The sequence below is a fragment of the Bacteriovorax sp. HI3 genome (genome assembly GCF_059738875.1).
In genome coordinates, this window is sequence record NZ_AP026946.1 from 1,890,951 (window position 1) to 1,914,044 (window position 23,094).

Below are 23,094 nucleotides of genomic sequence, written 5' to 3' on the forward strand. Positions count from 1 at the left end.
TACTATTTTCTCTAGAGAAACACACTCACGAAACACAACACACACAAAGGACAAGTTTATGAAACAGTACCACGATTTGATGGATCATGTTCTTAAGCACGGACACCAAAAAGAAGACCGCACAGGAACGGGAACACTTTCAGTTTTCGGATACCAATGCCGCTATAACCTGGCCGAAGGATTTCCTTTAGTCACAACAAAAAAGCTGCACTTAAAATCAATCATTCACGAACTACTATGGTTTCTTCAAGGTGAAACCAATATTAAATACCTAAAAGACAATGGTGTAACGATTTGGGATGAATGGGCAGACGAAGATGGAAACCTAGGGCCTGTTTATGGCTCTCAGTGGAGATCTTGGAAAGGCGCTAACGGAGAAACTGTAGACCAGATCACATCGGTGATTAACCAAATTAAAAAGAACCCGGACTCAAGACGCCTTATCGTTTCAGCATGGAACGTGGCCGAAATTGAAAAGATGGCGCTTCCTCCTTGTCACGCTTTTTTCCAATTCTACGTGGCCGACGGTCGCTTATCATGTCAGCTCTACCAAAGATCAGCTGATATTTTCTTAGGTGTTCCATTTAACATCGCTTCATACGCACTTCTAACGATGATGATTGCTCAGGTAACTGGACTTCAGTTAGGTGACTTCGTTCACACTATGGGAGACGCTCACTTGTATTCAAACCACATTGAGCAGGCAAAACTTCAGCTCTCTCGCGATTTTAGAATGTTGCCGAAGATGACGATCAATCCTGATATTAAAAATATTTTTGATTTCAAATTTGAGGACTTTAAACTTGAAGGATACGATCCGCATCCAACAATTAAAGCTCCCATTGCAGTTTAAGGGATAAAGAATCATGCATGTTTCTATGGTAGTGGCCCACGGGCCAAAAGGTGAGATTGGATTAGGCAATAAACTTCTGTGGCATATCCCGGAAGATTTGAAGAATTTCAAAAAACTCACTGTTGGAAAAATGATTGTGATGGGAAGAAAGACTTACGAGTCAATCGGACGTCCATTGCCAGATAGAGCAAACGTGGTTATTACCCGCGATACAACTTTTAAACCAGATGGGGTCATTGTTATTCATGACCCCATGATGGCCTTCGATCTCGCTCTTGAAGCTGAGTCAGACCTGGAAGTCGATGACTTCGAAATGGTGGTTATCGGCGGAGGAGAGATCTTTAATTTCTTCCTGCCATATACGCAGAAAATTTATCTCTCAGAAGTGCCTTATGAAGGGCCTGCTGATGCGTTTTTCCCTCCGGTGGATTACAAGGAATGGGAAGTTCTAAAGAAAGAAGAATTCAAGGATTTTACTTTTAAGATTTTGGATCGCATTTAAATCCTGACCATATCCTAACCATTCATCTATTGAATCCCATTTTAATTTAAGATAAAAGTGCCCCATAAAAAACTATGGAGGCACTTATGAAAAAAATGATTCTTGCCCTTGTCCTGGCCATGACTGCACAAGCAAATGCTTACACTCTTGTTTCAAACCACAAGTTTGGAGAAGTAGAGATCGAAAAATACCTAAATACAAAACTTGCTAAATGTTCACTGGGATATGCTGATGAAGTCTTCACAGTAACAAACGTTCAGACAAGAGAGCACAGAGTAGACCAAGGGATCATCGACGTTTATTACACGATCACTCTTAAATATGAATCGGTAAGAAACGACGTGATCCAAAATGGATTAGTGGTAGAAATCCTCGATGCTGATTTCGACAACTGGAGAGAGTACTCAGAAAAACTTTCGTTTGAAGTTCTAAAAGACGAAAACTCTTTCTGTCGTTAAGATTTAGCGATGAGCTTTCGCTTCCTTTAAGTCTAAGTCATAATCTCGTGCCCAGTTTTCTGGGTGCGAGTTTCCAAAGGCCTTCACTCCACAGTATGTCTTGGCCGCATAACTTAAACGTTCTTCTTCTCTGGTGAATTCTAAGTAAGGCACGAAATTGCCATAACCTTTTTCAAAGAAGCTTTCATCACCATTCTTGTATGAGTAGTTTTCGCATTGGCGGGGATTATTTGAATCAATAAGCCCAATTTCGTATCCGCCACCATCGACTTTTTTCATGTTCGTAATCAGCCAGGCATGAGACGTGATGCCTTTGATTTGGAGTTTTTGGTAAGCAATCTTTTTATTGACCACCACATAGTCAAAAACTTTATCCATCATGCCTTTTAAAACATCTGGCTTAACTTTTGTGTCGCCTTTTAGTCCATCAATCCAGCTTCCTAAAACTACGCCATCGTAAAGCTGCCAGCTTTCCAGCTCGCTTAGGATTTCTTTTTTATAAGTTTCACTGAAGTCAGAGAAATTAGAGAAGCCTGGAATGGTAAAAACCTTTTGTCCGCTTCTGATTTCTTTAATCAGGGCCTTCACTTCAGAGGCCTTTGGGCGAGGAAGATCTGGTCTAAAAATCGAAAGATAAAAGATGTTGCGCTGAAAACGCGAGTGCCACCAGCACACACCACCGTTAAATAGTCCTCCCTGATTTTTAAAGGCCATCAGGTTGGAGCTATCGTCTGTGTAGGTGGCAAGGATGCTGTCGTCTTCAAAACGGGCGCAGAACTCGTTTTTCGTCGTAGGCAGGGTGCCGGCAAAAGTATTAGCACAGTAAAAAGAAAAGCAAAGCACAGCTAGGATAAAAATTGATTTTTTCATTCCTAAAGAATGAAGAATCAAAAGGAGAGTGACTACTTAAAAAAACTATCACGACTAAAGAGGTCGGATAATCTTACTCAATGATGATGTCGTTTTTTAGTTCGTTCTTTTTGGCCCCTTCGCTTTTTGGAAAATAGTTTTCCAGGATGTCGCTTGCGGCGTTGATGGTGTTTTTTAGGGCAAGAACAAAATCGCCTTCTTTTACTTTTTCAATGAACTCGGAAGTGATTTCATCCCAGATTTTCTGATCGACTTTTTCTTTTACGCCGACGTCAGTGATGATTTTAATTTTGCGCTCTAGTAGAGAAATAAAAATAAGAACGCCGTTATGCTTGTCTGTCACGTGCAGGTTGTGCTCGTAAAAAGCTTCAATCGCTCTTTGAGTGACTTCAAATTCGATTTCTTCTTTAGTGATCAGGAGTCTTGTCACAGCTGGAATATTCCCCAGCCAGTAACCGATAAAAAGTCCTGGGACTTGGATCCATAAAAAATAAATTGGGTTAATGATCGCTAGCGGAGAAAAGTAGAGCCCTAGAGAAAAAAGAAAGGACACGATAATTGCCGCTCGCCAGTGGGCCGCAGGGTAATTATCTGATGTCGATACAATCATCGGCACCAATTCACTGTGAGATTTTTTCTCTGCTTCAGTGATAAGTTTTTTAATCTGCTCTTTGTCTTTTGCTGAAATCATATATGCCTCTAAAATTATTTTTACCAACTACCACTCGAGCCACCGCCGGAAAATCCGCCGCCGCCTCCGGACCACGAGCTTCCGCCACCGCCTCCACCGAGACCGCCTCCGCCACCCCAGCCGCCGTAGTATCCACCGCGACCACCTCGTCCACCACCACGAATGTTAGGGAAGAAGAATTGCAGAAAGAAAATCAGACCAAAGATGGCAATAAGAACCATCGGCGCACTTCCTTTTCTTTGGTGTCGCGGTTTAATTTGTCCGTTGAAATCGAGTTTTTTGCCATCGGCCTGGGCCATCAGGGCAAGACCTAGAGCGACTCCGTTGTCGTAATCACCTTTTTGGAAAAAAGGTTTTACTTCATCGAGAATCCTATTGGTGGTTAAGTCGGTAAGTGTGCCTTCAAGTCCACGTCCCACTTCAATGCGCATTTTCCTATCATCTAGCGAGATAAGAAAAAGAGCAGCGCGGTCATCGCCTTTTTTTCCAAGCTTCCATTCATCGACGACTTTAATCGAATAGGACTCAATTGTTTCATCAACTAACTTATCAATGATGAGAACTTGAAACTGGATGCCTTCAGTTTGGTTAAGATTTAAAAGGGCCCCTTCAATCGCGCGAAAAGCATCGCGAGAAAGAAACTGTGCCTCATCCACCACTGGGCCTGTAAGGGCCGGCACCTCAAGCGCAAAAGCGCTCAGGGTGCACAGGCAGAATAATAAAAGTGAAGTGAGAGTTTTTTTAATCATTAGAATTTAACTGCTGGAGCTTCTTGAGCTCTTTCTAAATTTTCCACTGCAAATTGTGGCTTCTTCTCGTGCTTTAAGAACAGAGAGTTGTACCAAGATGTCGGAGGTACAGTCACCAGGTTGTTAAAGTTTTGAATAGCAGCGATATAGCGGTTTCTTGCTACTGTGATTCTATTTTCTGTTCCTTCAAGTTGAGCTTGCAGGTCGCGGAAATTTTGGTTTGCTTTTAGGTCAGGGTATTTTTCAACTACTACCATTAAACGCGATAAAGCAGATGATAATCCACTTTGAGCGTCCTGGAATTTTTTAAGGTTTTCTGCGTTTAACTGATCAGCTGTAAAGTTAACTTGTGTAGCTTTTGCACGAGCTGAAACGACTCCTTCCAGAGTTTCTTTTTCGTGTTTAGCGTAGCCTTTGACCACTTCTACCAGGTTAGGGATAAGGTCTTGGCGTCTCTTGTATTGGTTTTGTACTTCCGCCCAGTCAGCGTCTACCTGATTCAAGGCAGTTGGGATACTCTGCATCCCGCAAGAAACCGTAAAAAGCATGATGACTAATAGTGATAAATATTTCATAAGTAACTCCTAGGGTAACTCTTTTGAATTAGAATAAGGTTATGTCAAAGAATAAGAAAAGTGAACTGCTTCTACCAGTAGGAAACATGAATATGTGCCTGGCCGCCATTCATAATGGCGCTGACGCTATTTATGTCGGTATGCCTCACTTTAATGCCCGCGGAAGAACTACCGATTTCTCTGTAAGTGAACTCAAAGAAATGATCGAGTTGTGCCACCTATACGGTGTAAGAGTCAACCTCGCGTTCAACGTTGTTATTTTTCAAGATGAATTATCCGAAGTCATAAAATTATTAAAAGAAGTTTTACCACTAAGACCAGACGCCCTGATTGTTCAGGACGTGGGACTGGCAAAACTCGTTCGCGATATGGCCCCTGATCAAGTGATTCACGGCTCAACTCAAATGACCGTGACCAATCACGAGGCGATGAGTTTATTAGACGATCTCAAAATTAAACGCTTCGTTTTAGGAAGAGAAGTTAGTCTTCCAGAAATGCGTGCGATTAAAGAAAAGACGGACAAAGAGCTGGAAGTTTTTGTTCACGGTGCTCTTTGCGTGGCCTATTCCGGCCAGTGCTTTACCAGCGAGAGCATCGGAGGAAGAAGCGCCAATAGAGGCCAGTGTGCTCAAAGCTGTCGCTTAGAATACGAGATGATCGTCGATGGGAAGAAGTACGAGCTTGGCGATTACAAGTATTTAGTCTCACCAAAAGACCTATGCGGAATTGCCGAGATTCCTGAGCTTGTAAACATAGGGATCGAAAGCTTTAAAGTCGAAGGGCGATTAAAGACGCCCGAATATGTAGCGAGTGCCGCTCACAATTACCGCGAGGCCATTGACCTGGTTGAAGCCTATGGCAAACAACTTTCAAAAAAAGAAATCGAAGCAAAAAAAACAGAAATGAGTTTAACGTATTCGCGTGGATTTTTTTCTGGATGGCTTCATGGTGTGAATCACCAGGACCTGGTGGATGGAACCTATGGAGCGCATAGAGGTCTGGCCATCGGTAAAGTTAAAAAGATTGACCCAAAGTCAGTGACTGTTGAAATCTCTTACCCGCATTTAAAAAATGGTGACGGCGTTTTACTCGCTGGAAGCCTGCGTGGTAAAAAAACAGAAGTAGGGGGAAAACTCTACGGTGTTAAAAAATTAAAAGAAAACCTTTTTGAACTTTCCTTTGATAAGAGTTTTGATTTTAAAAAAGTCGCTCTGGATTTTATCGTGTACTTCAACTCGGATGCCGTGGTTGAAAAGAAACTCACAATGTCTTATACCGATAAAAATTTAAAGAAGAGAATCCCGATTCACTTGAGTGTGGATGCTGAGATTGGAAAACCACTAAAAGTTGAAGCAAGTGACGGGGAGCGCTCTGTAACCGTTTTTTCTGAAGGTTCTTTAGAAGAGGCCTCTTCAAAACCAGTCGGGCGAGCAGAACTCGAGGCCGAGCTTGGAGCTTTGGGGAATTCGTGTTTTATCCTCGATGGACTCACTCTTTCAAAAGATAAAGACTTCTTTATTCACCAGAAAGAATTAAAACAAATCCGCCGCCAGTTTACGGAACTCTTAATGCAAAAGCGCATAGAGAGAGCTCCACTGGAGATGCGCGAGGTAGATCTTCATTCATCTAAAAAATCAGAGAAAAAAGCACCGAAACTCAATGTCCTTTTAAGAGAGATCTCTCAAGTTCATGACTTCTTGGGTTTTTATGAAAAAGTGATTGATTCACTGGGTGTTGTTTACCTGGATTACGAATTTGGTAAAGGCTACGCTGAAAGTGTGGCGCTTTTAAAAGAAAAAGGAATCAAGGTTGGGATTGCGACAACGAGAATTCTTAAGCCAAATGAATACTACAATTTTAAAATCATCGAACGCGCTAACCCAGATGTGATTTTATGCCGCAACTTAGGAGCGGTTTATTATTTCCAGGATAAGAATTTTGAACTCAAAGGGGACTTTAGCCTTAACGTGACAAACTCTGTGACGGCCGAGTATTTCCTGGGGAAAAAACTCTCTTCTGTGTGCGCTTCTTACGACTTAAATTCTCAGCAGCTTTTTGACATGGTTAAAAACACTGATGGAATTGAAGTGACTACTCACCAATATATGCCTTCATTTCATATGGAGCATTGTGTGTTTGCCGCTTTCTTAAGTGATGGAAAGAGTTTTAGAGACTGTGGAAAGCCATGTGAAGAGCACAGGCTGGAATTAAAAGATCAGTTTGGAAACCACCACCAGATTAAAGCAGATCAGGAATGCCGCAATACCATGTTCAATGCCATCCCTCAGTCTGCGGCCAAACTTATCCCGGAGCTTCTGGAAAAAGGTGTAAGCGAATTTAGATTTGAGGCCCTATATGAAAGAGGCGAAGAGCTTTCAAAGAAGATTGTGGGTTACGCAAATCTACTGACGAATCAGAATGTGGAACTCACAAAAGAAATCATCGGACACATCGGAGTTTTAGAAAAATACGGTCTCTCTGATGGGTCTCATCGCGAAGCTGAGTATAAAGACAGGAAAAAGGGCTAAAGAAGGGCCAGGTTTTTACTCTTGCCCTTTTAAATACTTTATCCACTTTTTAAATTGTGCTGAAACGTTGTCTGATTTAAGAGAGAAAACATCAGGTTCATTCAGGAAAATCTCGGCCATATTCTCAGAGACATCAACGCTGTTGAGTCCATCAAAAATCACTTCCAATCGGCCATTTTGATCAACGATATAATAATACAATTGCGGCTCATCTTCATATTGAATGATCAGAGCTGTCGCGATGGCCTTTTCAATCATTGGGATTTTTGCGGCCAAGCTAAGAGCGTAGTTATCTGAGCGCTCCTCCGAGATAGTCGTCACCATTTTTAAAAGTGATTCTTTTCCACTGGCCTCTGTGGAAATAATAATTTCATTAGGAAGATTGGCCTCATCAATTTTATCTGATTCACGGTTAAGGCAGTTTTTTAAGTCGGTACTCGATGTCCCTGAGCATTGCAGGCCATAACCTACCGGACTGAGTTCGCGGGCCTGGGCCAATGTCATAAGGAGGGCCAGAAAGCTTACAAAGGTGAGCGCGGTTTTCATAAGAATTCTCCAGTGTTGGCGTTTATACCAGCACTGGAGAATTTTTGGGGGGTGTTGTAGAAATTATACTCTTTTTTAAAGCGCTTCATGCCCGTTTGATGGGACATTTTTCGCTGGAGCGCCTTCAGCTGGGACTTTCTTCACGTAAGTCTCTGAACGCTCAAGCGGAGTTAAAATCAGGTAAAGGGCCGGAACTACAAACAGGGTTAGAAGTGTTGAAATAATCGTTCCCCCGATAATTGATAGACCCATCGGGATACGGGTTTCAACCCCAATTCCAGAACCTAGAACCAGCGGAGTGGCCGCTGCAACAGTCGCTACCGATGTCATGATGATCGGACGAAGACGGATCGGACAAGCTAATAAAAGGGCATTTAACGGTGTCTCATGGCGGTTGTCCATGTGACCGTTTCTAACCTGGTTAGTGAATTCCACCAGCATGATCGAGTTCTTTTTAGCGATACCCATAAGAACGATCAGACCGATAAATGAGAAGAGGTTTAGTGAGATGTTAAACATCCACAGGGCAATCAAGGCCCCCGTCACCGAGAATGGAAGGGCGACAAGAACAGAAACCGGGTGAATGAAAGAGTCAAACTGCACAGCTAAGATCAGGTAGGCAACTAAGATACCGATCATCAGGGCGTAGTATAAGCTTGAGAATGACGAAGCAAATCCCGCCGAAGCTCCTTCAAGGGCAAATGAATATGACGGAGGAAGAATTTCCTGCGCAATTTGTTTTGCACGCTCAAGAACTTTTGCCTGTGATTGTCCTGGAGCTAAGTTTCCGTAGACAGAAATCGCTCTTTGACGGTTTACACGGGAAATACTTTGAATCGCGTTTCCTTCTTCAATTGTGACTAGTTCATAAAAAGGAATTAAGTTTCCGGCCTGGTTTCTTACGTATAAGTGTTTAAAGTCTTCCGGAGTGCGCACTTGTTCATCTTTAATCTTAAAGCGGATGTCGTAGCGTTTTCCATCGAAAGTGTATTTACCTTGTCTCACACCACCAACACCGGCAGCGAGAATGGCACCTACAGTTTCAACCGAAACCCCGCGGTCACTCATCGCTTTTCTATTTGGTTTTAAGATAAGTTCAGGAATCCCTGAGCGGTAATCCGTGTCCATATCCACACCAATTTTTTCATCTTCAATACGCTTCATGAATTCTGCTGATTTTGCTTCCAGCACTTTTAAATCCGGTCCACGCAAGTTGATGGCAATCGGGTTCTGGCGACCAGAAGAAAGGTTTCTGGCAGAGTTATCTCTTAACGTGACACGAATGCCTTTTACGGCCTTAAACTCTTCGCGGAGTTGTTCCATAATCTGGATGTGACCCATTTTTCTTTCGGCTCTCGGTTTTAGTGAGATTGGAAGGAAAACCATACTTGTATTTGATCCGGCACCAAAACCACCTACAGAGGTAAAGTAGCCTTCGATATTTTCATTTTTCTTTAAGATCGCTTCAAGCTCTTGAGCTTTCGCACTGGTTGTTTCAAGTGAAGTTCCCGGAGGAGTCATCCCTTGCATAATGATGATGTCCTGGTCTTGTAAAGGAACGAATTCCTGGCGGACTTTACTGACGAGAACCAGCGAGACCACGAAGAAAACAACTGAGCCTAAAACAACGGCCCATTTCCACTCAAGTGTTTTTGCCAGCACTGCTTTATATTTGTCTCCAAACTTGTGGAAAACTTCATCTAGGTATCTTTCGAATTTAGAAACTTCTGGTTCCGTGCTTAATAAAGCGGCCGCACGCATTGGCGTGATCGTCACAGCTTCAAGAAGGGAGATCAGAACGCAGGCACACATTGTAACACCGAACTGGAAGAAGAATTTACCAATGATCCCGTCCATGAAAACAACTGGAAGGAAGACGGCGACAACCGCTAATGTTGCGGCCACGGCAGCAGGAAGAACTTCTTTTGCTCCTTCAGAAGCGGCCGTTTTTGAGTCTTTTCCTAAACGGTAGTGACGGACAATGTTTTCAAGTAACATGATGGCATCATCAACAACGATAGAAATCGAAAGTGTCAGGGCCAAAAGAGTAAAGAGGTTTAAAGTAAAGCCGGAGAAGTAGAGAATAGTAAACGTCCCTACAATCGAAGTTGGAATTGAAAAGAGAATGTTTAAAGCGGCCTGGAAACTTCCTAAGAAAAGAAAACAGATCACGATGGTGATCAGGGCAGCTACCCAAAGTTTTTCAATCGTCAGCCCAACCGTTGCTTCAGTTGATTTGGTGAAGTTGATGTTTACGCGGTAGTTGTATCCTTTAGGAAAATTGCCTTTAATTTCTTCAAACTTTTTAATAACTTCTTCAGCAACCTGAACCTCGTTGGTTCCACGCTGCTTTCTGACCTGGATACCGATAGCCTCCTGTCCGTTTACGCGGGCAAGGCGGCGGATATCAGAAAGACCGTCTTCAACGGTAGCGACGTCTTTAATATAGATATTGCGGTTAAAAATTCTCTCTCCACCACGGCGAAGAATGCGGATATTTTCCACTTCGCTTAAAGCGGCAGCTTCACCTAACCATCTTACGCGAAGTTCTCTTTTTCCTTCGGTAAATTGTCCGGCAGCACTTTCAACGTGCTGAGAGTTTAGGGCGGCGATAACGTCATCAATGGTGAGTTCAAAACGCTCGAGCTTTTTTGTATCAATCCAAACGCGAAGGTTTCTCTCTGAAGCTCCACCAACGGAAACCTCACCAACTCCTGGAAGGAAGCGGATTTGGTCAAGCAGGTAGTTGTCGGCCCATGCGAGCATGTCTTTTAGATTTGCATCGCTGAAAACTGAGATAATAAGAATCGGATCTTCTTCCGGGTTTTGTTTTCTAATAACGGCCGGGTCAATCCCTTGTGGCAGTCTTAATTGTGAAAGTGCCGACTGAACCTCTTGAAGAGCAACGTCGACGTTTCTATTGATATCGAATTCAAGTGTCACTGATCCGGCACCTTGACGGGCACTTGATCTCATTTCCTTGATCCCTTCGATGTTGAGAAGTCTCTGCTCGATTGGATCGATAAGCTCACTTTCTACAACTTCAGGAGCGGCCCCTTCATAAGTGATCGAGACGTTGATGATCGGGAAGTCGACATCGGGAAGCTGTGAAATACCCATGCGGTTAACACAGATTGCTCCAAAGACGATGAGTGAGAACATGAGAACCCACGCAAAGACGGGGCGTTTAATGGAAAGGTCGATAAGGTTCATTTGTGATCCTGTGTAAATTTACTACAAAATTGTACGAGATAAATTTCGAAAAGTTTCACTTAAAATGAACAAAATGAAAGTAAGATTAGAGAATATCGCTCTTCTTAATGGCCACCCATTGCCCGGGATTTAGTTCTCCGAGCTTATATTTTCCTACTTGCTGGCGAAGCAGGCGCAGAGTCGGGTGATTGATACTCGCTGTCATTCGGCGCACCTGACGGTTTTTTCCTTCGCTGATTTTAATTTCTAACCAACACGTCGGAATAGACTTTCTAAATCTCACAGGAGGGTCGCGCTCTGGCATCACAGGTTGGGGTTCAATAATATGAACTTTGGCCGGTTTAGTTTTGTAATCTTGGATCTGAATGCCGCCTTTTCTCAAAATATTCAAAGAGTCTTCGCTCGGGATGTTTTCAACCTGCACCCAATAAATTTTTTCTTTATCAAATTTAGGATTTAAAAGTTGGTCGATAAAGGCCCCGTCATTACTCAGGATTAAAAGCCCCTCAGAGTCTTTATCCAATCGACCAGCGGGATAGACCCCTTTGGGCAGATTAAAGTTACCCAACGTCTCCTTAGGGTCATCAGAAGTGAACTGACTTAAGATCCCATAGGGTTTGTAGAAGGCTATATAAAGAGCGTCATTCATAGAGGCCCAGTTTAAAAGGGGTAATGCTCTATGTCTACTAATGTCGCAGATTACTCCAGCTTAATATCTTATAACCTCCGAAAATTAGTAGGAGAGTGCTTTTAAAACTTGCCACATCAGGTAGAGTCCATAAAAATACCGAGGCTTTATAAACAATGTTCATAGGATGATTATGCTAAAGACTTGTGTGACGGCACTACTTGGCCTCGTCTTATTTTTTGGGAATGCCTTCAGCCTTGATGCAGAGGCCGCGACTAAAAAGAAGAAATCAGAAACAAACGTTTCCGAGTCAAAGAATAAGAACTCGAAAAAGAAGAATAAAAATAAAAAGAAAAAAGCTCGTCTTGGAAAAGCTAGAAGATACAAAAGATCTGGAAACGGGCCAGACCTTCGCGCTCTAACAACCGAGTCACCAACAAATACAGAATTTACAGAGGCCCCAGGTAATGGAGTCAACTCTGTAGAGACAAAACCGGGGTTATAAGAATGAAACACACACTACTTGTTCTTTTAGTGGCAATGCCAATGACTGTTTTTGCCAACACTATCAGCTTCCGTTGTAAATCTGCTGACATTCAAGGCGTTCATAAATTTGATGCTTCTGGTGTCGTGATTGTTGACGACTTCAGCCGCGTGGAAGGAATCGTTAATGTTGTGACTGAAAAAGCAGGTGCAACTCAATCAATCCAAAGCTTCGAAGAAGTTCGCGTTGAAGGATACATTCGTCATTTTAATGGCGGTGAAGTTTCAAAAGAGCCGTTTGATCAATTAGTTTTAAAAACAAACGAGCCGTACTTAAAAAATCTTAACTTACTTTTAGATTTTGAAGAGAAAATCGCTTCGAGAATTTCGACGATCGATAACTTCTCTTACCGTTCAAACTGCAAAACTGTAGACACTTTTAGATAATGACTTCCAGGCGCCTTCGAAGAGTTAATTTTCGAAGGCCGTTCTTCCTCTGACAACTCTTTCAACCATCGTATCAAACACCAATTCCATATCGGCCTTTAGCGTTTCCTGGTTTTCCAGAATATGTAGAGCGCGGGTAATCGCTTCGTATGTGGACAATCTATTTTCATCACTTGATTTGCGAAGCTTGTAGCGGCCAGGCTCACCAGGTGGAAGTTTCACACACTGAATGCCCGCGAGTCCTGGTTCGCGACGGTAAGTTTTTACGGCCTGAGACCATGTCCCATCGGGAACAATAAGATGAAACTTTTTATCTTTATTGGCCTCCATAAATTCAGCGTTTAATTCAATCGCATCTTCATGGGGAAAAAGATATATCGGGGATTCCTCAGCGTTTAGTTTTAATGAGTCTATTGAAAAAGGTTCATTGGGAAAGCCACGTAAAGATATTTGGCAATTAGGTAAAACAAGTTGAGCGAGATTGGCAGTGTTGGAAGTCAGATGCCTTTCACGGTGATGCATGATGATCGAGACGCGCGTTTTCGTTGGCACCTCGCGGATGATATCGCAAAAACATAATGACTTGTGAATTTTACAACGTAAGCAGCGCTTGCCTTGTGTCGATCTACGCTTGTTCATAAAGAACTTTAGCTTCAGCATCGATGCGCTCGATCGCTGTTTTTAGAACCTGATAGCAGTGATCTTTTAAACGATCAACATCATCTAAAGTCATGCCCGCAGTTTGAATCGGTTCAAGAACTTCTTCAATAACAACACCTGCACGCCACTTATTTAAATCCATCGTCTGGATGTAATTACTCCAGGCAACTGGAACGATAGGAACTTGTGCTTTAATCGCTGTCACGAATGGACCTTTTTTAAATGGCAGAAGCCCACGTCCTCTTGAGCGCGTTCCTTCCGGCATGATCCAGATGGAAAGATTTTTTTCCTTAATACTTCTAGAAGCAGTATCCATTGTTCCAAAAGCACTTCTTTTATTCCCGCGATTAATCAGAATGTTTCCTGATAACCAGTAGAAAATTCCAAAGAATGGAATAAAGAGAATCGATCTTTTTCCAATCGTCACGATTCGCTCAGCAATCATTTTAGAACCTAAAATAATATCCAGGTTGTCCTGGTGGTTGCTGATAAAAACACATGGGCGCTCTCTTAATAAAATATCGCGGTTTCTTACGATGATATTTAAACCTAAAATTTTATCGCCGTGTTTGATCAGGTTCGCTGTCAGCATCAAGCTTTTAGTGTCGAAGGGTTTAAAAAGTGCACGAAGTGTCCCAAGCGTGGCCGCAATAACCACCCAAATGGCAAAAAGAGTAAGGCGAATAATTTTTAACATAGAGGGCATTTTTGCATAAAAAACACGCGAATTAAAGGGGAGATCTCGTCAAATCCCTAGTGATAACGGCGTGTTTTCAGGGAGAGTGTGCGTTTATCAATATAAGTCTGGGTGATTTTTGCGTCTTTATGATTCAAATAATCGCGAACAAACAATAAATCTTTGGACTTCATATAGAGCTCAGTGGCACAGGCCTTTCTGAAACTGTGGGGTGTAATTTTAGTTGTTGTTTGGTTTTCGGGAATAGCTCGTTCAATGATTTTTATGATTTTGTTATACATTGCCTTGGAAGAGTAAGGCCTCCCCTCTTTGGTTTGGAATAAAAAATCTCCGACTAAATTTGTGTTTTCCAGGTAAAAATTTAAATTTTTAAAAATCAGTTCATCTTTTTGAATCACTAATGTGTGCACGTATCCACCTTTGCGATCGAAGGTGATGGTCCGTGATGTTTTATCGAAATTTGAAATTTTTAAACTGCAAAGCTCACTTAAGCGGATTCCACCATAATATAAAAGATATAAAATCAGGCGCTCGTTTGTTCTAAATGTTTGCTCTTCAATTTTTTTGAAATCTTCTTTAGTAATCATCGTTGTCGGAGTGACGTCGACTTCTTTAAGAGTAATTGCGTGGATTTTACTTTTAACAGGGTTTTTTAAAAATTTATTGGAAGAGTCTTCGTGGGATTCTTTCAAATACTCAAAAAAGTTTTTTAAGCTCGATAAATGGCGTCTTCTGGATGAGACACTCATGGCGTCCTGAAAAAAGAGGAGATATCTTTCGGTTCTTTTTTTAAAGACGGCCTTCCCGATTAGATTTTTAAACCAATTTAAAAACCCGCCGTTTTTTTCTGTCGATCCGTCAGGGTTTCTGATGATCTCCTGGTGGACTTGGCCCCCATTTCCTAAAAACTCTTTATATTTCCCGATGATTTCGCCATTAACTTTCTCAATTTTGAGCTTCTGATCGTGTTCCAGCCACTGAAAAAATTTAAGCAAATCTGCTCTATAGTTTTTGATCGTGTGTTCCGATTTGTTTAATCGACGAAGATTTTGCAGGTATTCTTCCATCAAAAGATGCGATGGATTTTTAGGGATGATGTCTTTATTTTGAGTGGTCGTCGTCAGTTCCAATCTTTTTAAATCCTTTTAAAAATGATCGTCCAGAAGCTAAAAAAGCTACATATAATTTATATTATATGTAGCTTTTGGAATTTAAGTCAAAGATATTGTTGAATTTTCCTGTAATGGCTAATTTAAGCCCAAAATATCGTCCAACACTGTGTCTGAGTCGCGTGAATCCTTAGTCGCATCAGTATTTTCTGCATTTTCCATGTCGTGGTCAGCATCTGTCACGCGCAGGTCGTATGAACGGTCAGAAATTCTCGATTGAACGCGAGTTAATTCATTATAAAGAGCGCGGTAGTTTAATTTCCCATATTCGTAATCAACAGCTTTGATATCTTTTGCCGTCATTTCGATTTTTAAATACATCAATTCTTCTAATTGCTCTTGTGGGAGTAGAGAGATCAGGAATCCAACTCCGATTTTATCGAAGATTCCATGCTCGTTAAGTTTTACAAGCTTCTTAGTCATAATCTCAGAATCGTCTTCTTTGTTCTGAAGGATTGTGTAGATATCTGAAGCCAAGTTATGCAGACGCTCTTGTTTAATGAAGCGACCGATAAATAGGAAGTCTTTTAAGCGCTCCCATGCCGTGTTTTCTTCACTGTCATCTAAGATGTGCTCTTTTTTCTTCTGAACTGTGTAGGCGATTAAGCGCTTATCGATTTCAGCAAGACTGTAGTTCTTAAGGTAGTTAAAGCCCTGGGCCTTAAGAACCAATTGCATATAGATGCGGGCATCTTTTTTATCTACGCCAGATTTCCATGCATCAAGATCGATCTTGTCACCAAACATTGTAGGAACTTGTCCGATCATGAACTTTTGAACAAGTCTTTGCTCTTTTGAGCTTAGGAATTTATCTTTGCGCTCAAAAGTTACACCGTAGTCCGGGTTTTTTGCTTTTGTGTTTTCAGCATTCAGGCGCGGGATAAGGGCAAAGTTGTTTTGGAAGCTTTGGTCTTTAAGATCAAAGATCCATTTTCCAAACTTCTGCTCCATGTACTTTGAGTATGTAGGGTAGAAGAACTCCAGGTTGTTTTCATTTTTATCGATGAACGTCACCTTGTTTTCTGTGTAGGCCTTATCTTTTTTATAGCTCATAAATAAAAGGGCCATTTTTAACTTTTTTGTGTGCCCTTGGTAGTCCGTGAATCCTTTGAAGATTCTCGTGATACGACGATCTTTTGGATCTAGCTTCTTGTCTGCTTCAAAAACTTTTTCCGCTTTCTCAAATGAAGACACAAGTTTGTCTTTTAGTTCTGAAGCATCAAGCTTGTTGATTACAACAACGTCTTTAAACTTTAGAGTCGTCTTTAGGATTTGGTCGTAAGCTTCTTTTGCTTCTGCATTTTTTAAATCGAAAACGTAGTCTACGATAAACTGCGCTCCAGGATTCACTGAATATCCCATTTGGACCAGGTCGCGGTCAAATAGGCGGTCGATTTGACGGTCAAGAATTCTCACACCGAAGAATTTAAATGAAACACCTGCGCCTGCAGTTGTTCCGCGGTCGTACCCACGGCGAGAAATCATTTTTAAGCGAACGTGAGTTTCATCAACTTTAAAGACTTGAACGATAAACTCTCCACTTAGAATCCAGTACACACCTGCATTTGCACTCACTACAACTGGAGTTACAGTTGAAGTTGAAGCACCCGCTTGAACAGCGATATTTAATGATGCTGGCATCGAAACGAAATCACCTGGCTCTAGATTTTTAAGAGCTAAGTCAGCTGAGAGTGGAAGTCTTTTTGGACTGTATGGCAGGGCCTTTAGAGCGGCCTTTTTTTCTTTGAATTGTCTGACGAAGAAAAAGCTGTTTTGACGGTTCACTGAGAATGAAAAAGGAAGTTCAACAAAATTCTCGACAATATCGCCGACGTTAATGTTCGCTTTTAAATCCCATTTATCAATTCTTGTGTAGTATTGATCCTGATAAGAAGCTTCAACTTCATAGCGGTATTTACCGGCGATGTTTACACCTTGAACAAGGTCAAAATCACCCAAGTCTGCACTGAAATTAATATCGAGATCAGCGACTTCTTCGCGGATTTTTCCGGGAATATCTTTTTTCTCAAGATAATCGCCAAGTCCGGCGTTGGCCGTTTGGGCGAAAGTGACAGTAAGAATCGACGCTAAAAATAGAGCTAATTTAAGCTGTTTCATAAAGTTTTCCTTCGAATGTATAGGGCATATTAACTCTTTGCAGTGCTGTGTGCCACGCTTGTGGGAGGAGTATGTATTTTTTACTATGTGGTGCGAGCGTCTTTTGCTAAAATCTTTGAAGTCATGAGTTTATTAGACCCACTTCTAGCGATCGCCACCGATCCTTTAGCATTTTTTCAGTTCTTCGGCTACTGGGGACTGGCCGCAATTTTATTTGCGGAGGTTGGCCTGTTTGGGTTTTTCCTACCTGGGGATTCTCTCCTTTTGACCCTTGGTCTGATCTCGGCCAAAGGGGATATCGATATCAATGTCCTGATTCCATCGCTTCTAGTGGCCACTATCTTAGGGGATCACTTTAGCTACTTCCTGGGCCGCAAATTCGCCGACTGGACCAGAAGAAATATGAACAAGATTCTCTTGGAGGAAAAGCACCTGGAGATGGCCCATCAGTTCTATTTGAAGCATGGCGGGAAGACCATTCTCTTCTGCAAATTTATCGCATTTGTCCGTACCTTTGCCCCATTCATCGCGGGGACTAGTAAAATGAACTACCTTAAATTCACTCTTTATGAAGTGGCCGGGGCCATCATATGGGTTGTGGGGATCGTTGGGGGAGCTCATTACCTTGGTAAAACAGTCGACTTTGACATCACAAAGTACTTCCATTACTTTGTCATTTTGTTGATTTTTTTGCTTATTTCGCCATTTTTCTTAAAATTCTTCAAGAATAAGCGATAATAGAATCATAAAATATTTATTGTGTAGAACTGTTAAATCAAGGGGATTTGATGAAGAGCCCAAACGCACTTAAAGCTGACTTACGACTAACCTTAAAGGATGGCGTCCACCGCGAATTCCGCTCAGATGATTTCTGGAGAGTGATTCCGGCCTGGAAAGACGTCTCTAAGGAAGAGTTCGGCGATCACATGTGGCAGCTGAAAAATTCAATTAAAAAAGTAGAGCAGGTAAAAACTGTTTTAGGTGAATTATGTTCTGAAGAGTTTTACCAGGACATGCTTCTTGGACAACATAAAACACCGATGAACATCAGGATCACTCCTTATGTATTCGCGCTGATTGACTGGAAAGACCCGGTCAATGATCCGCTTAGAAAGCAGTTCCTTCCAATTGGTTCTCAATTCTTAGAAGATCACCCGTACTACGAAGCAGACTCTCTTCACGAAGACGTAGACGCTCCGGTTCCGGGTCTGACTCACAGATATTACGATAAAGTTCTCTTCCTTCCAACGACGATTTGTCCGGTTTACTGTTCATACTGTACGCGTTCACGTCTCATTGGTGGATCGACTGAGACAGTTGAAAAAGAAACGTACGGGGTCAATGCCGCGAGAATGGAAGCTGCTTTTGAATACATCAGAAACACTCCACGTGTTGAAGACGTTGTTATCTCTGGTGGTGACGCTTTCATGTTAACTGCCAAACAAATCACGCTAATTGGTGAGTCACTTCTCGATATCCCACACATTAGACGTATCCGTTTTGCCACAAAAGGGATTGCGATTTTCCCTCAGAAAATCACATCTGATAATGAATGGTTCGAGGCCCTGGCCGCTGTTCATAAAAAAGGTCAAGCGATGGGGAAAGCTGTGTTTGTTCACACTCACTTTTCTTCTCCAAAAGAAATCACAATTTACTCAAAAATGGCGATGGATAGATTATTCCAGGCCGGCATCATCGTAAGAAACCAGGCGGTTCTTCAAGAAGGTGTTAACGATAACATCAACGACATGGTTCTTCTGATCCGTCAGATGGAGTACATGAACGTGCAACCATACTACGTTTATATTCACGATATGGTTCCAGGATGCGAGCACTTTAGAACAACAATTGCTGAAGCTGTAGCTCTGGAAAAAGCAATGCGTGGAACGACAGCTGGATTTAACACACCAACATTCGTGTGTGATGCTCCAGGTGGTGGTGGTAAACGCCATATCGCTTCTTACGAATACTACGATCAAGAAAACGGGATTTCTGTTTGGACAGCTCCAAACGTAAAACCGGGTGAAGTCTTCTTCTATTTCGATCCAATCAGAAAGCTTTCTCCGGAAGCTCAAGCTCGTTGGGCCGATCCAAGTAAGCGCGAGCAAATGATTGCCGACGCTAAAAAGAAGGCCGGATTCTAACTTATGTTTAAAGAACTTCAGGAAGTCGCAAAGCTCATCCAACAGGTTGAGCAATGCCTTCCTGATTGTCAGGATTTGGTCAGGACAGAAGTTCTCACTACCATCACTTATCAAAACGAATCATTTCCCATTCACGCTTTTGTTATTGGATCAGAGGATAAAAGAGCACCAACTCTGGGGCTTTTTGCCGGAGTCCATGGATTAGAGCGCGTAGGCACACATGTGCTTTTGGGTTTTTTAAAAAGTTTTTTCACTCAATGCCAGTGGGATACTTCTTTAAGAGAGTCTCTTAAACATTTTAGGATTGTTTCTATTCCCATTATTAATCCTGTAGGGATGAAGCTCCTTCGCCGCTCAAACGGCAACGGCGTCGACTTAATGAGAAACTCTCCGATCGAAGCTGATAAAGGACCTTGGTATAAAATGTACCGCGGCCATCGTTACGGGCCTAAGTACCCATGGTACAGAGGTGTTGCCGGGCAACTTGAAGCTGAAAATTACGCGGTCTCAGAATTTGTGAGACGTGAAATGTTTCCTGCAAAAATTTCTATGGGTCTCGATTTTCATTCGGGCTTTGGCCTAAGAGACCGTTTATGGTTTCCTTACGCCAAAAGTGCAGAACCTTTTATGTTTAGAGACATCGTCGATCGCGCGGTGGACTTATACGAAAACACCCACCCACATCATATCTATAAGATTGAGCAGCAATCCGATTCTTATACGACTCACGGAGATTTGTGGGATTACTTATTTTTTGAATCGAGAAAATCTCATCCGGAAAATATTTTTATTCCATGGACACTGGAAATGGGGTCGTGGAGTTGGCTTAAGAAAAATCCCATTCAGCTTTTTTCTAAACAAGGTTTTTTCAACCCGGTCGTTGAACACCGTTTTCAAAGAACTATGAGACGCCACTATATCTTAATTGAATTTATTACCAGACTGATGCAAAACACGGATGCCTGGGTGACTAAAAAAGAGGAGGCGTAGAATGCGCGCTCTTTTTTTAAGAGGACTCACTCGCGAAATCGCCCACTGGAATGGACTGCCTGAACTGTTTTTTGAAAAAACAAAAATCCCGGTTCTTTCTCTGGATCTTCCCGGGGCCGGAATGTTTCATGAAATGACTTCACCTCGCGATTTGGACTCTTATGTGGAATTTCTTCGCCAGAAAGTTGGCAAGGGAGAGTCGCTCATTCTAATTGGGATCTCGATGGGGGGAATGATCGCTCTTCGTTGGTCTTTGTTGTATCCAGATGAAGTCTGCACGGTTTTTACTATCAATTCGTCGGCAAAAAATCTCTCGGGCCCACTGAAGCGTTTTAATTTAAAAGAATGGAGAGTTCTATTAGAGATTCTTCTCACTAAAACAGTGGAGAAAAAAGAAGGGCTGATTCTCAATCTCACAACCAATAAATTAGACAGTCAGAAAAAAGCGGAGATCCAAAAACTCTTTGTGCGCATTCAAAGTGAAAGACCAGTTTCTATCCGTTCAAGCCTCAACCAGCTTTACGCTGCCAGTACTTTTAGAATCACCGAACGGCCTAAGGTGCCAGTCATGGTGATTTACTCAAAAGGCGACCGACTGGTGGACTCAAGCTGCTCGGAGGAGCTGGTAAAGCTCTTAGGCGCCTCAAAAGCTGTGCACCCGGACGCTGGCCACGATCTGCCTCTAGACGACCCCCAATGGCTTTTATCGGAATTAGCGAAGATTCCATAATTTCAGTACGATTTAAGCGAAGTATTCCTTCGGGTTTATTTAATAGATTTTTCCAGTAGTCCTGTTACATTTTAGGGTGAAGAATTGTTTATTATTTTTGACTTGGCAATCTTGACAGTAGAGAGATTGCTCCCAAAATATAAACATTAAAACTTATTGGAGAAAATAATTTATGAAACGTTGGCTCATCTTTGCGGCCGTATCTTTAGCGATCTCAATCACAATTAGCGTGATCATGTCAGCCCTGGGCATTGGTCATTACATCTCTCAAGGGGGAATTCAGTACGGCTCTCTTATGGCGTTCTGTCTTCTTTGGGGTATGGGTGGTTCTTTTATCGCTCTTTTACTTTCAAAACAAATGGCAAAGTGGACTATGGGTGTTCAAATCGTAACACTTGAAGGGCCACACAGAGGAATTGTTGAGAAAGTTCACCGCCTTTCTCGCCGTGCAGGTTTAACAGAAATGCCGGAAGTAGGTATCTATCAATCAATGGAAGTAAATGCCTTTGCTACTGGTAGATCGAGAAACTCATCTCTGGTTGCAGTTTCAACCGGGCTTCTAAGCAGAATGAATGATGCTGAAGTTGAAGGTGTTCTTGCTCACGAGGTTGCCCACATCGCTAACGGAGACATGGTAACGATGACTCTTGTTCAAGGTGTAGTGAACGCTTTCGTTATGTTCTTCTCAAGAATTGCGGCCTTCGCTATTTCTCAGGCCCTAAGAGGAAACAATGATGACGAGCGCGACTCAGCTCCAAATCCATTCGTGAACATGGCGCTGGTTTTTGTTTTTGACATCATCTTCGGTCTTTTAGCAATGCCAATCGTAGCGTGGTTTTCTCGCTACAGAGAATTCCGTGCTGATAAAGGTGGAGCGGATTTAGCTGGACGTGAAAAAATGATCGCTGCTCTTGAGTCTCTTCAAAGAGCTTACCCTCAGCTTGCCGCTGAAGGAAATAATGGCGATGGGAAAGCTGACCCGAACTTCAGGTCTATGCAGATTTCAAGCAAGGCCGGTGTTATGGCGTTGTTTTCAACTCACCCTCCATTAGAAGTGAGAATTGAAGCTTTAAGAAGAGGATCTGTTTAATCTAGTTTTAACGGAAGTCGTGAGAGAGTTTTTTGGTAATCGCTAATCAGCTCTTTCATGACTTCTTCCACACTCGGAACGTCTTTAATCAAACTCACAATCTGACCAATCTCTAACTCTCCGGCCGCTAAATCACCATCGAGCATTCCCATTTTTGCACGGTACTTGCCCAGGTGTTCGTTGAGTTTATTTTTTAACTCTTCGCCGGTGAACGTTTCTTCGATGGTTTTAATTTCAGTAGAAAACTGATTTTGTAAAAGCCTGACGGGAACAGTTTTTCTCATCATGATTTGCGTAGAATGGGGAAGAGCTTCGAGAGCAAGTTTTTTAAAGTTCTCATGAGCGCTTGATTCGCGGGTCATAAGAAAACGCGTTCCCATCTGAACCCCGTCAGCTCCCAAGGCCATAGCAGCGGCAATAGAGCTTCCAGAAGCGATTCCTCCAGCCGCCATTAGAGGCAGGGAGATCTTTTCTCTGACTTGTGGAATGAGAGTCATCGTAGTGATTTCTTCGCGCCCGTTGTGACCTCCGGCCTCAAAGCCTTCAGCTACAATGGCATCAACTCCGGCCTCAGCGCATTTAAGGGCGAGTTCCGGTGAACTAGTCACGTGGACAACGATAGCGCCTTTTTGTTTTAAATAAGAAGTGAACTTTTTTGGTGACCCGGCCGAAGTAAAAAAGATTTTCACTCCTAAATCCAAAGCGCAGTCGATTTGTTCCTGAGCTTTTTCATACAAGAGTGGGACATTCACGCCAAAAGGTTTTTGAGTGAGTCCCTGGGCCTTTAAAATGTGTTCTTTAAGAAGATCAGGCTTCATAGAGCCCGCGCCAATTAAACCTAATCCTCCGGCGTTTGAGACGGCCGCTGCGAGTTTTGCGCCCGAGACCCAGACCATTCCGCCCTGGATAATAGGATATTGGATACCAAAGAGGTCAGTGATTCTATTTTTCAT

Annotated in this window: 23 protein-coding genes; 11 read left to right on the plus strand and 12 right to left on the minus strand. The window is 42.4% G+C overall.

What is annotated here, in order from left to right; genetic code table 11:
* Positions 1 to 58: 58 nt before the first annotated feature.
* The 3 genes from AC6JA8_RS09415 to AC6JA8_RS09425 all read left to right on the plus strand — a co-directional run bounded on the left by AC6JA8_RS09415 (position 59) and on the right by AC6JA8_RS09425 (position 1,813).
* Complete coding sequence (locus AC6JA8_RS09415; RefSeq protein ID WP_497976834.1) at positions 59 to 853, plus strand: thymidylate synthase; 795 nt, start codon at positions 59 to 61, stop codon at positions 851 to 853.
* Between the two features lie 13 nt (positions 854 to 866).
* Complete coding sequence (locus tag AC6JA8_RS09420; protein WP_208107798.1) at positions 867 to 1,355, plus strand: dihydrofolate reductase; 489 nt, start codon at positions 867 to 869, stop codon at positions 1,353 to 1,355.
* Between the two features lie 86 nt (positions 1,356 to 1,441).
* Positions 1,442 to 1,813 (plus strand): hypothetical protein, encoded by a 372-nt coding sequence (locus AC6JA8_RS09425; RefSeq protein WP_497976835.1) that lies wholly within the window; start codon positions 1,442 to 1,444, stop codon positions 1,811 to 1,813.
* Between the two features lie 3 nt (positions 1,814 to 1,816).
* Here AC6JA8_RS09425 and AC6JA8_RS09430 read toward each other — a convergent pair whose 3' ends face one another.
* From AC6JA8_RS09430 to AC6JA8_RS09445, 4 genes are all read right to left on the minus strand, one after another.
* Positions 1,817 to 2,683 carry a hypothetical protein gene (locus AC6JA8_RS09430; RefSeq protein ID WP_497976836.1) on the minus strand — a complete coding sequence of 289 codons (867 nt, stop codon included), beginning with the start codon at positions 2,681 to 2,683 and terminating at the stop codon, positions 1,817 to 1,819.
* Between the two features lie 73 nt (positions 2,684 to 2,756).
* Positions 2,757 to 3,374 (minus strand): TPM domain-containing protein, encoded by a 618-nt coding sequence (locus tag AC6JA8_RS09435; protein WP_497976837.1) that lies wholly within the window; start codon positions 3,372 to 3,374, stop codon positions 2,757 to 2,759.
* A 20-nt stretch (positions 3,375 to 3,394) separates the two neighbouring features.
* The gene (locus tag AC6JA8_RS09440) at positions 3,395 to 4,123 is read right to left on the minus strand and encodes a TPM domain-containing protein (protein ID WP_497976838.1); all 729 of its coding nucleotides are present in this window, start codon (positions 4,121 to 4,123) and stop codon (positions 3,395 to 3,397) included.
* Positions 4,123 to 4,698, minus strand: a complete 576-nt coding sequence (locus AC6JA8_RS09445; protein WP_497976839.1) for a LemA family protein — start codon at positions 4,696 to 4,698, stop codon at positions 4,123 to 4,125. The genes AC6JA8_RS09440 and AC6JA8_RS09445 overlap by 1 nt, the downstream gene beginning before the upstream one ends.
* 41 nt (positions 4,699 to 4,739) lie before the next feature.
* Between AC6JA8_RS09445 and AC6JA8_RS09450 the strand changes: the two genes are divergently transcribed.
* Complete coding sequence (locus AC6JA8_RS09450) at positions 4,740 to 7,226, plus strand: U32 family peptidase (RefSeq protein WP_497976840.1); 2,487 nt, start codon at positions 4,740 to 4,742, stop codon at positions 7,224 to 7,226.
* Between the two features lie 15 nt (positions 7,227 to 7,241).
* On the opposite strand, the gene AC6JA8_RS09455 is transcribed toward AC6JA8_RS09450, so the two are convergent.
* The 3 genes from AC6JA8_RS09455 to AC6JA8_RS09465 all read right to left on the minus strand — a co-directional run bounded on the left by AC6JA8_RS09455 (position 7,242) and on the right by AC6JA8_RS09465 (position 11,634).
* A complete protein-coding gene (locus tag AC6JA8_RS09455; protein ID WP_497976841.1) occupies positions 7,242 to 7,772 on the minus strand; it encodes a hypothetical protein in 531 nt (176 codons plus the stop codon).
* A gap of 75 nt (positions 7,773 to 7,847) precedes the next feature.
* Entirely contained in the window at positions 7,848 to 10,985 is a 3,138-nt protein-coding gene (locus AC6JA8_RS09460) for an efflux RND transporter permease subunit (RefSeq protein WP_497976842.1), read from the minus strand.
* Between the two features lie 85 nt (positions 10,986 to 11,070).
* The gene (locus tag AC6JA8_RS09465) at positions 11,071 to 11,634 is read right to left on the minus strand and encodes a pseudouridine synthase (RefSeq protein WP_102243585.1); all 564 of its coding nucleotides are present in this window, start codon (positions 11,632 to 11,634) and stop codon (positions 11,071 to 11,073) included.
* 172 nt (positions 11,635 to 11,806) lie between these two features.
* On the opposite strand from AC6JA8_RS09465, the gene AC6JA8_RS09470 reads away from it, so the two are divergent.
* Together AC6JA8_RS09470 and AC6JA8_RS09475 are read left to right on the plus strand one after the other, a co-directional pair.
* Positions 11,807 to 12,118, plus strand: coding sequence for a hypothetical protein (locus tag AC6JA8_RS09470; protein ID WP_497976843.1), 312 nt, complete (start codon positions 11,807 to 11,809; stop codon positions 12,116 to 12,118).
* A 2-nt stretch (positions 12,119 to 12,120) separates the two neighbouring features.
* A complete protein-coding gene (locus AC6JA8_RS09475) occupies positions 12,121 to 12,543 on the plus strand; it encodes a hypothetical protein (RefSeq protein WP_497976844.1) in 423 nt (140 codons plus the stop codon).
* A 24-nt stretch (positions 12,544 to 12,567) separates the two neighbouring features.
* Here the strand turns inward: AC6JA8_RS09475 and AC6JA8_RS09480 are convergent, their stop codons facing one another.
* From AC6JA8_RS09480 to AC6JA8_RS09495, 4 genes are all read right to left on the minus strand, one after another.
* Entirely contained in the window at positions 12,568 to 13,182 is a 615-nt protein-coding gene (locus tag AC6JA8_RS09480; RefSeq protein ID WP_497976845.1) for a tRNA-uridine aminocarboxypropyltransferase, read from the minus strand.
* A complete protein-coding gene (locus AC6JA8_RS09485) occupies positions 13,169 to 13,900 on the minus strand; it encodes a 1-acylglycerol-3-phosphate O-acyltransferase (protein WP_497976846.1) in 732 nt (243 codons plus the stop codon). Before AC6JA8_RS09485 ends, AC6JA8_RS09480 begins: the two co-directional genes overlap by 14 nt.
* A 56-nt stretch (positions 13,901 to 13,956) precedes the next feature.
* The gene (locus AC6JA8_RS09490) at positions 13,957 to 15,030 is read right to left on the minus strand and encodes a tyrosine-type recombinase/integrase (protein WP_497976847.1); all 1,074 of its coding nucleotides are present in this window, start codon (positions 15,028 to 15,030) and stop codon (positions 13,957 to 13,959) included.
* A 117-nt stretch (positions 15,031 to 15,147) separates the two neighbouring features.
* The gene (locus AC6JA8_RS09495) at positions 15,148 to 17,187 is read right to left on the minus strand and encodes a hypothetical protein (protein ID WP_497976848.1); all 2,040 of its coding nucleotides are present in this window, start codon (positions 17,185 to 17,187) and stop codon (positions 15,148 to 15,150) included.
* A gap of 123 nt (positions 17,188 to 17,310) precedes the next feature.
* Between AC6JA8_RS09495 and AC6JA8_RS09500 the strand changes: the two genes are divergently transcribed.
* From AC6JA8_RS09500 to htpX, 5 genes are all read left to right on the plus strand, one after another.
* On the plus strand, positions 17,311 to 17,925 hold the full coding sequence (locus AC6JA8_RS09500) for a DedA family protein (protein ID WP_497976849.1): 615 nt from the start codon (positions 17,311 to 17,313) through the stop codon (positions 17,923 to 17,925).
* Positions 17,926 to 17,975: 50 nt separating this feature from the next.
* The gene (locus AC6JA8_RS09505) at positions 17,976 to 19,331 is read left to right on the plus strand and encodes a KamA family radical SAM protein (protein WP_497976850.1); all 1,356 of its coding nucleotides are present in this window, start codon (positions 17,976 to 17,978) and stop codon (positions 19,329 to 19,331) included.
* Positions 19,332 to 19,334: 3 nt separating this feature from the next.
* Positions 19,335 to 20,321, plus strand: a complete 987-nt coding sequence (locus AC6JA8_RS09510; RefSeq protein ID WP_497976851.1) for a DUF2817 domain-containing protein — start codon at positions 19,335 to 19,337, stop codon at positions 20,319 to 20,321.
* 1 nt (position 20,322) lies between these two features.
* Complete coding sequence (locus AC6JA8_RS09515; RefSeq protein ID WP_497976852.1) at positions 20,323 to 21,051, plus strand: alpha/beta fold hydrolase; 729 nt, start codon at positions 20,323 to 20,325, stop codon at positions 21,049 to 21,051.
* A gap of 172 nt (positions 21,052 to 21,223) precedes the next feature.
* Positions 21,224 to 22,141 (plus strand): protease HtpX, encoded by a 918-nt coding sequence (htpX, locus tag AC6JA8_RS09520; protein WP_497976853.1) that lies wholly within the window; start codon positions 21,224 to 21,226, stop codon positions 22,139 to 22,141.
* Here htpX and AC6JA8_RS09525 read toward each other — a convergent pair.
* Complete coding sequence (locus AC6JA8_RS09525; RefSeq protein WP_497976854.1) at positions 22,138 to 23,094, minus strand: NAD(P)H-dependent flavin oxidoreductase; 957 nt, start codon at positions 23,092 to 23,094, stop codon at positions 22,138 to 22,140. The two genes, htpX and AC6JA8_RS09525, sit on opposite strands and share 4 nt — an antisense overlap.

Bases quoted from the DNA above. Each gene is read 5' to 3' on its own strand.
- AC6JA8_RS09415 (WP_497976834.1), top strand. From the start codon at position 59: ATGAAACAGTACCACGATTTGATGGATCATGTTCTTAAGCACGGACAC.
- AC6JA8_RS09420 (WP_208107798.1), top strand. From the start codon at position 867: ATGCATGTTTCTATGGTAGTGGCCCACGGGCCAAAAGGTGAGATTGGA.
- AC6JA8_RS09425 (WP_497976835.1), top strand. From the start codon at position 1,442: ATGAAAAAAATGATTCTTGCCCTTGTCCTGGCCATGACTGCACAAGCA.
- AC6JA8_RS09430 (WP_497976836.1), bottom strand. From the start codon at position 2,683: ATGAAAAAATCAATTTTTATCCTAGCTGTGCTTTGCTTTTCTTTTTAC.
- AC6JA8_RS09435 (WP_497976837.1), bottom strand. From the start codon at position 3,374: ATGATTTCAGCAAAAGACAAAGAGCAGATTAAAAAACTTATCACTGAA.
- AC6JA8_RS09440 (WP_497976838.1), bottom strand. From the start codon at position 4,123: ATGATTAAAAAAACTCTCACTTCACTTTTATTATTCTGCCTGTGCACC.
- AC6JA8_RS09445 (WP_497976839.1), bottom strand. From the start codon at position 4,698: ATGAAATATTTATCACTATTAGTCATCATGCTTTTTACGGTTTCTTGC.
- AC6JA8_RS09450 (WP_497976840.1), top strand. From the start codon at position 4,740: ATGTCAAAGAATAAGAAAAGTGAACTGCTTCTACCAGTAGGAAACATG.
- AC6JA8_RS09455 (WP_497976841.1), bottom strand. From the start codon at position 7,772: ATGAAAACCGCGCTCACCTTTGTAAGCTTTCTGGCCCTCCTTATGACA.
- AC6JA8_RS09460 (WP_497976842.1), bottom strand. From the start codon at position 10,985: ATGAACCTTATCGACCTTTCCATTAAACGCCCCGTCTTTGCGTGGGTT.
- AC6JA8_RS09465 (WP_102243585.1), bottom strand. From the start codon at position 11,634: ATGAATGACGCTCTTTATATAGCCTTCTACAAACCCTATGGGATCTTA.
- AC6JA8_RS09470 (WP_497976843.1), top strand. From the start codon at position 11,807: ATGCTAAAGACTTGTGTGACGGCACTACTTGGCCTCGTCTTATTTTTT.
- AC6JA8_RS09475 (WP_497976844.1), top strand. From the start codon at position 12,121: ATGAAACACACACTACTTGTTCTTTTAGTGGCAATGCCAATGACTGTT.
- AC6JA8_RS09480 (WP_497976845.1), bottom strand. From the start codon at position 13,182: ATGAACAAGCGTAGATCGACACAAGGCAAGCGCTGCTTACGTTGTAAA.
- AC6JA8_RS09485 (WP_497976846.1), bottom strand. From the start codon at position 13,900: ATGTTAAAAATTATTCGCCTTACTCTTTTTGCCATTTGGGTGGTTATT.
- AC6JA8_RS09495 (WP_497976848.1), bottom strand. From the start codon at position 17,187: ATGAAACAGCTTAAATTAGCTCTATTTTTAGCGTCGATTCTTACTGTC.
- AC6JA8_RS09500 (WP_497976849.1), top strand. From the start codon at position 17,311: ATGAGTTTATTAGACCCACTTCTAGCGATCGCCACCGATCCTTTAGCA.
- AC6JA8_RS09505 (WP_497976850.1), top strand. From the start codon at position 17,976: ATGAAGAGCCCAAACGCACTTAAAGCTGACTTACGACTAACCTTAAAG.
- AC6JA8_RS09510 (WP_497976851.1), top strand. From the start codon at position 19,335: ATGTTTAAAGAACTTCAGGAAGTCGCAAAGCTCATCCAACAGGTTGAG.
- AC6JA8_RS09515 (WP_497976852.1), top strand. From the start codon at position 20,323: ATGCGCGCTCTTTTTTTAAGAGGACTCACTCGCGAAATCGCCCACTGG.
- htpX (WP_497976853.1), top strand. From the start codon at position 21,224: ATGAAACGTTGGCTCATCTTTGCGGCCGTATCTTTAGCGATCTCAATC.
- AC6JA8_RS09525 (WP_497976854.1), bottom strand. From the start codon at position 23,094: ATGAAAAATAGAATCACTGACCTCTTTGGTATCCAATATCCTATTATC.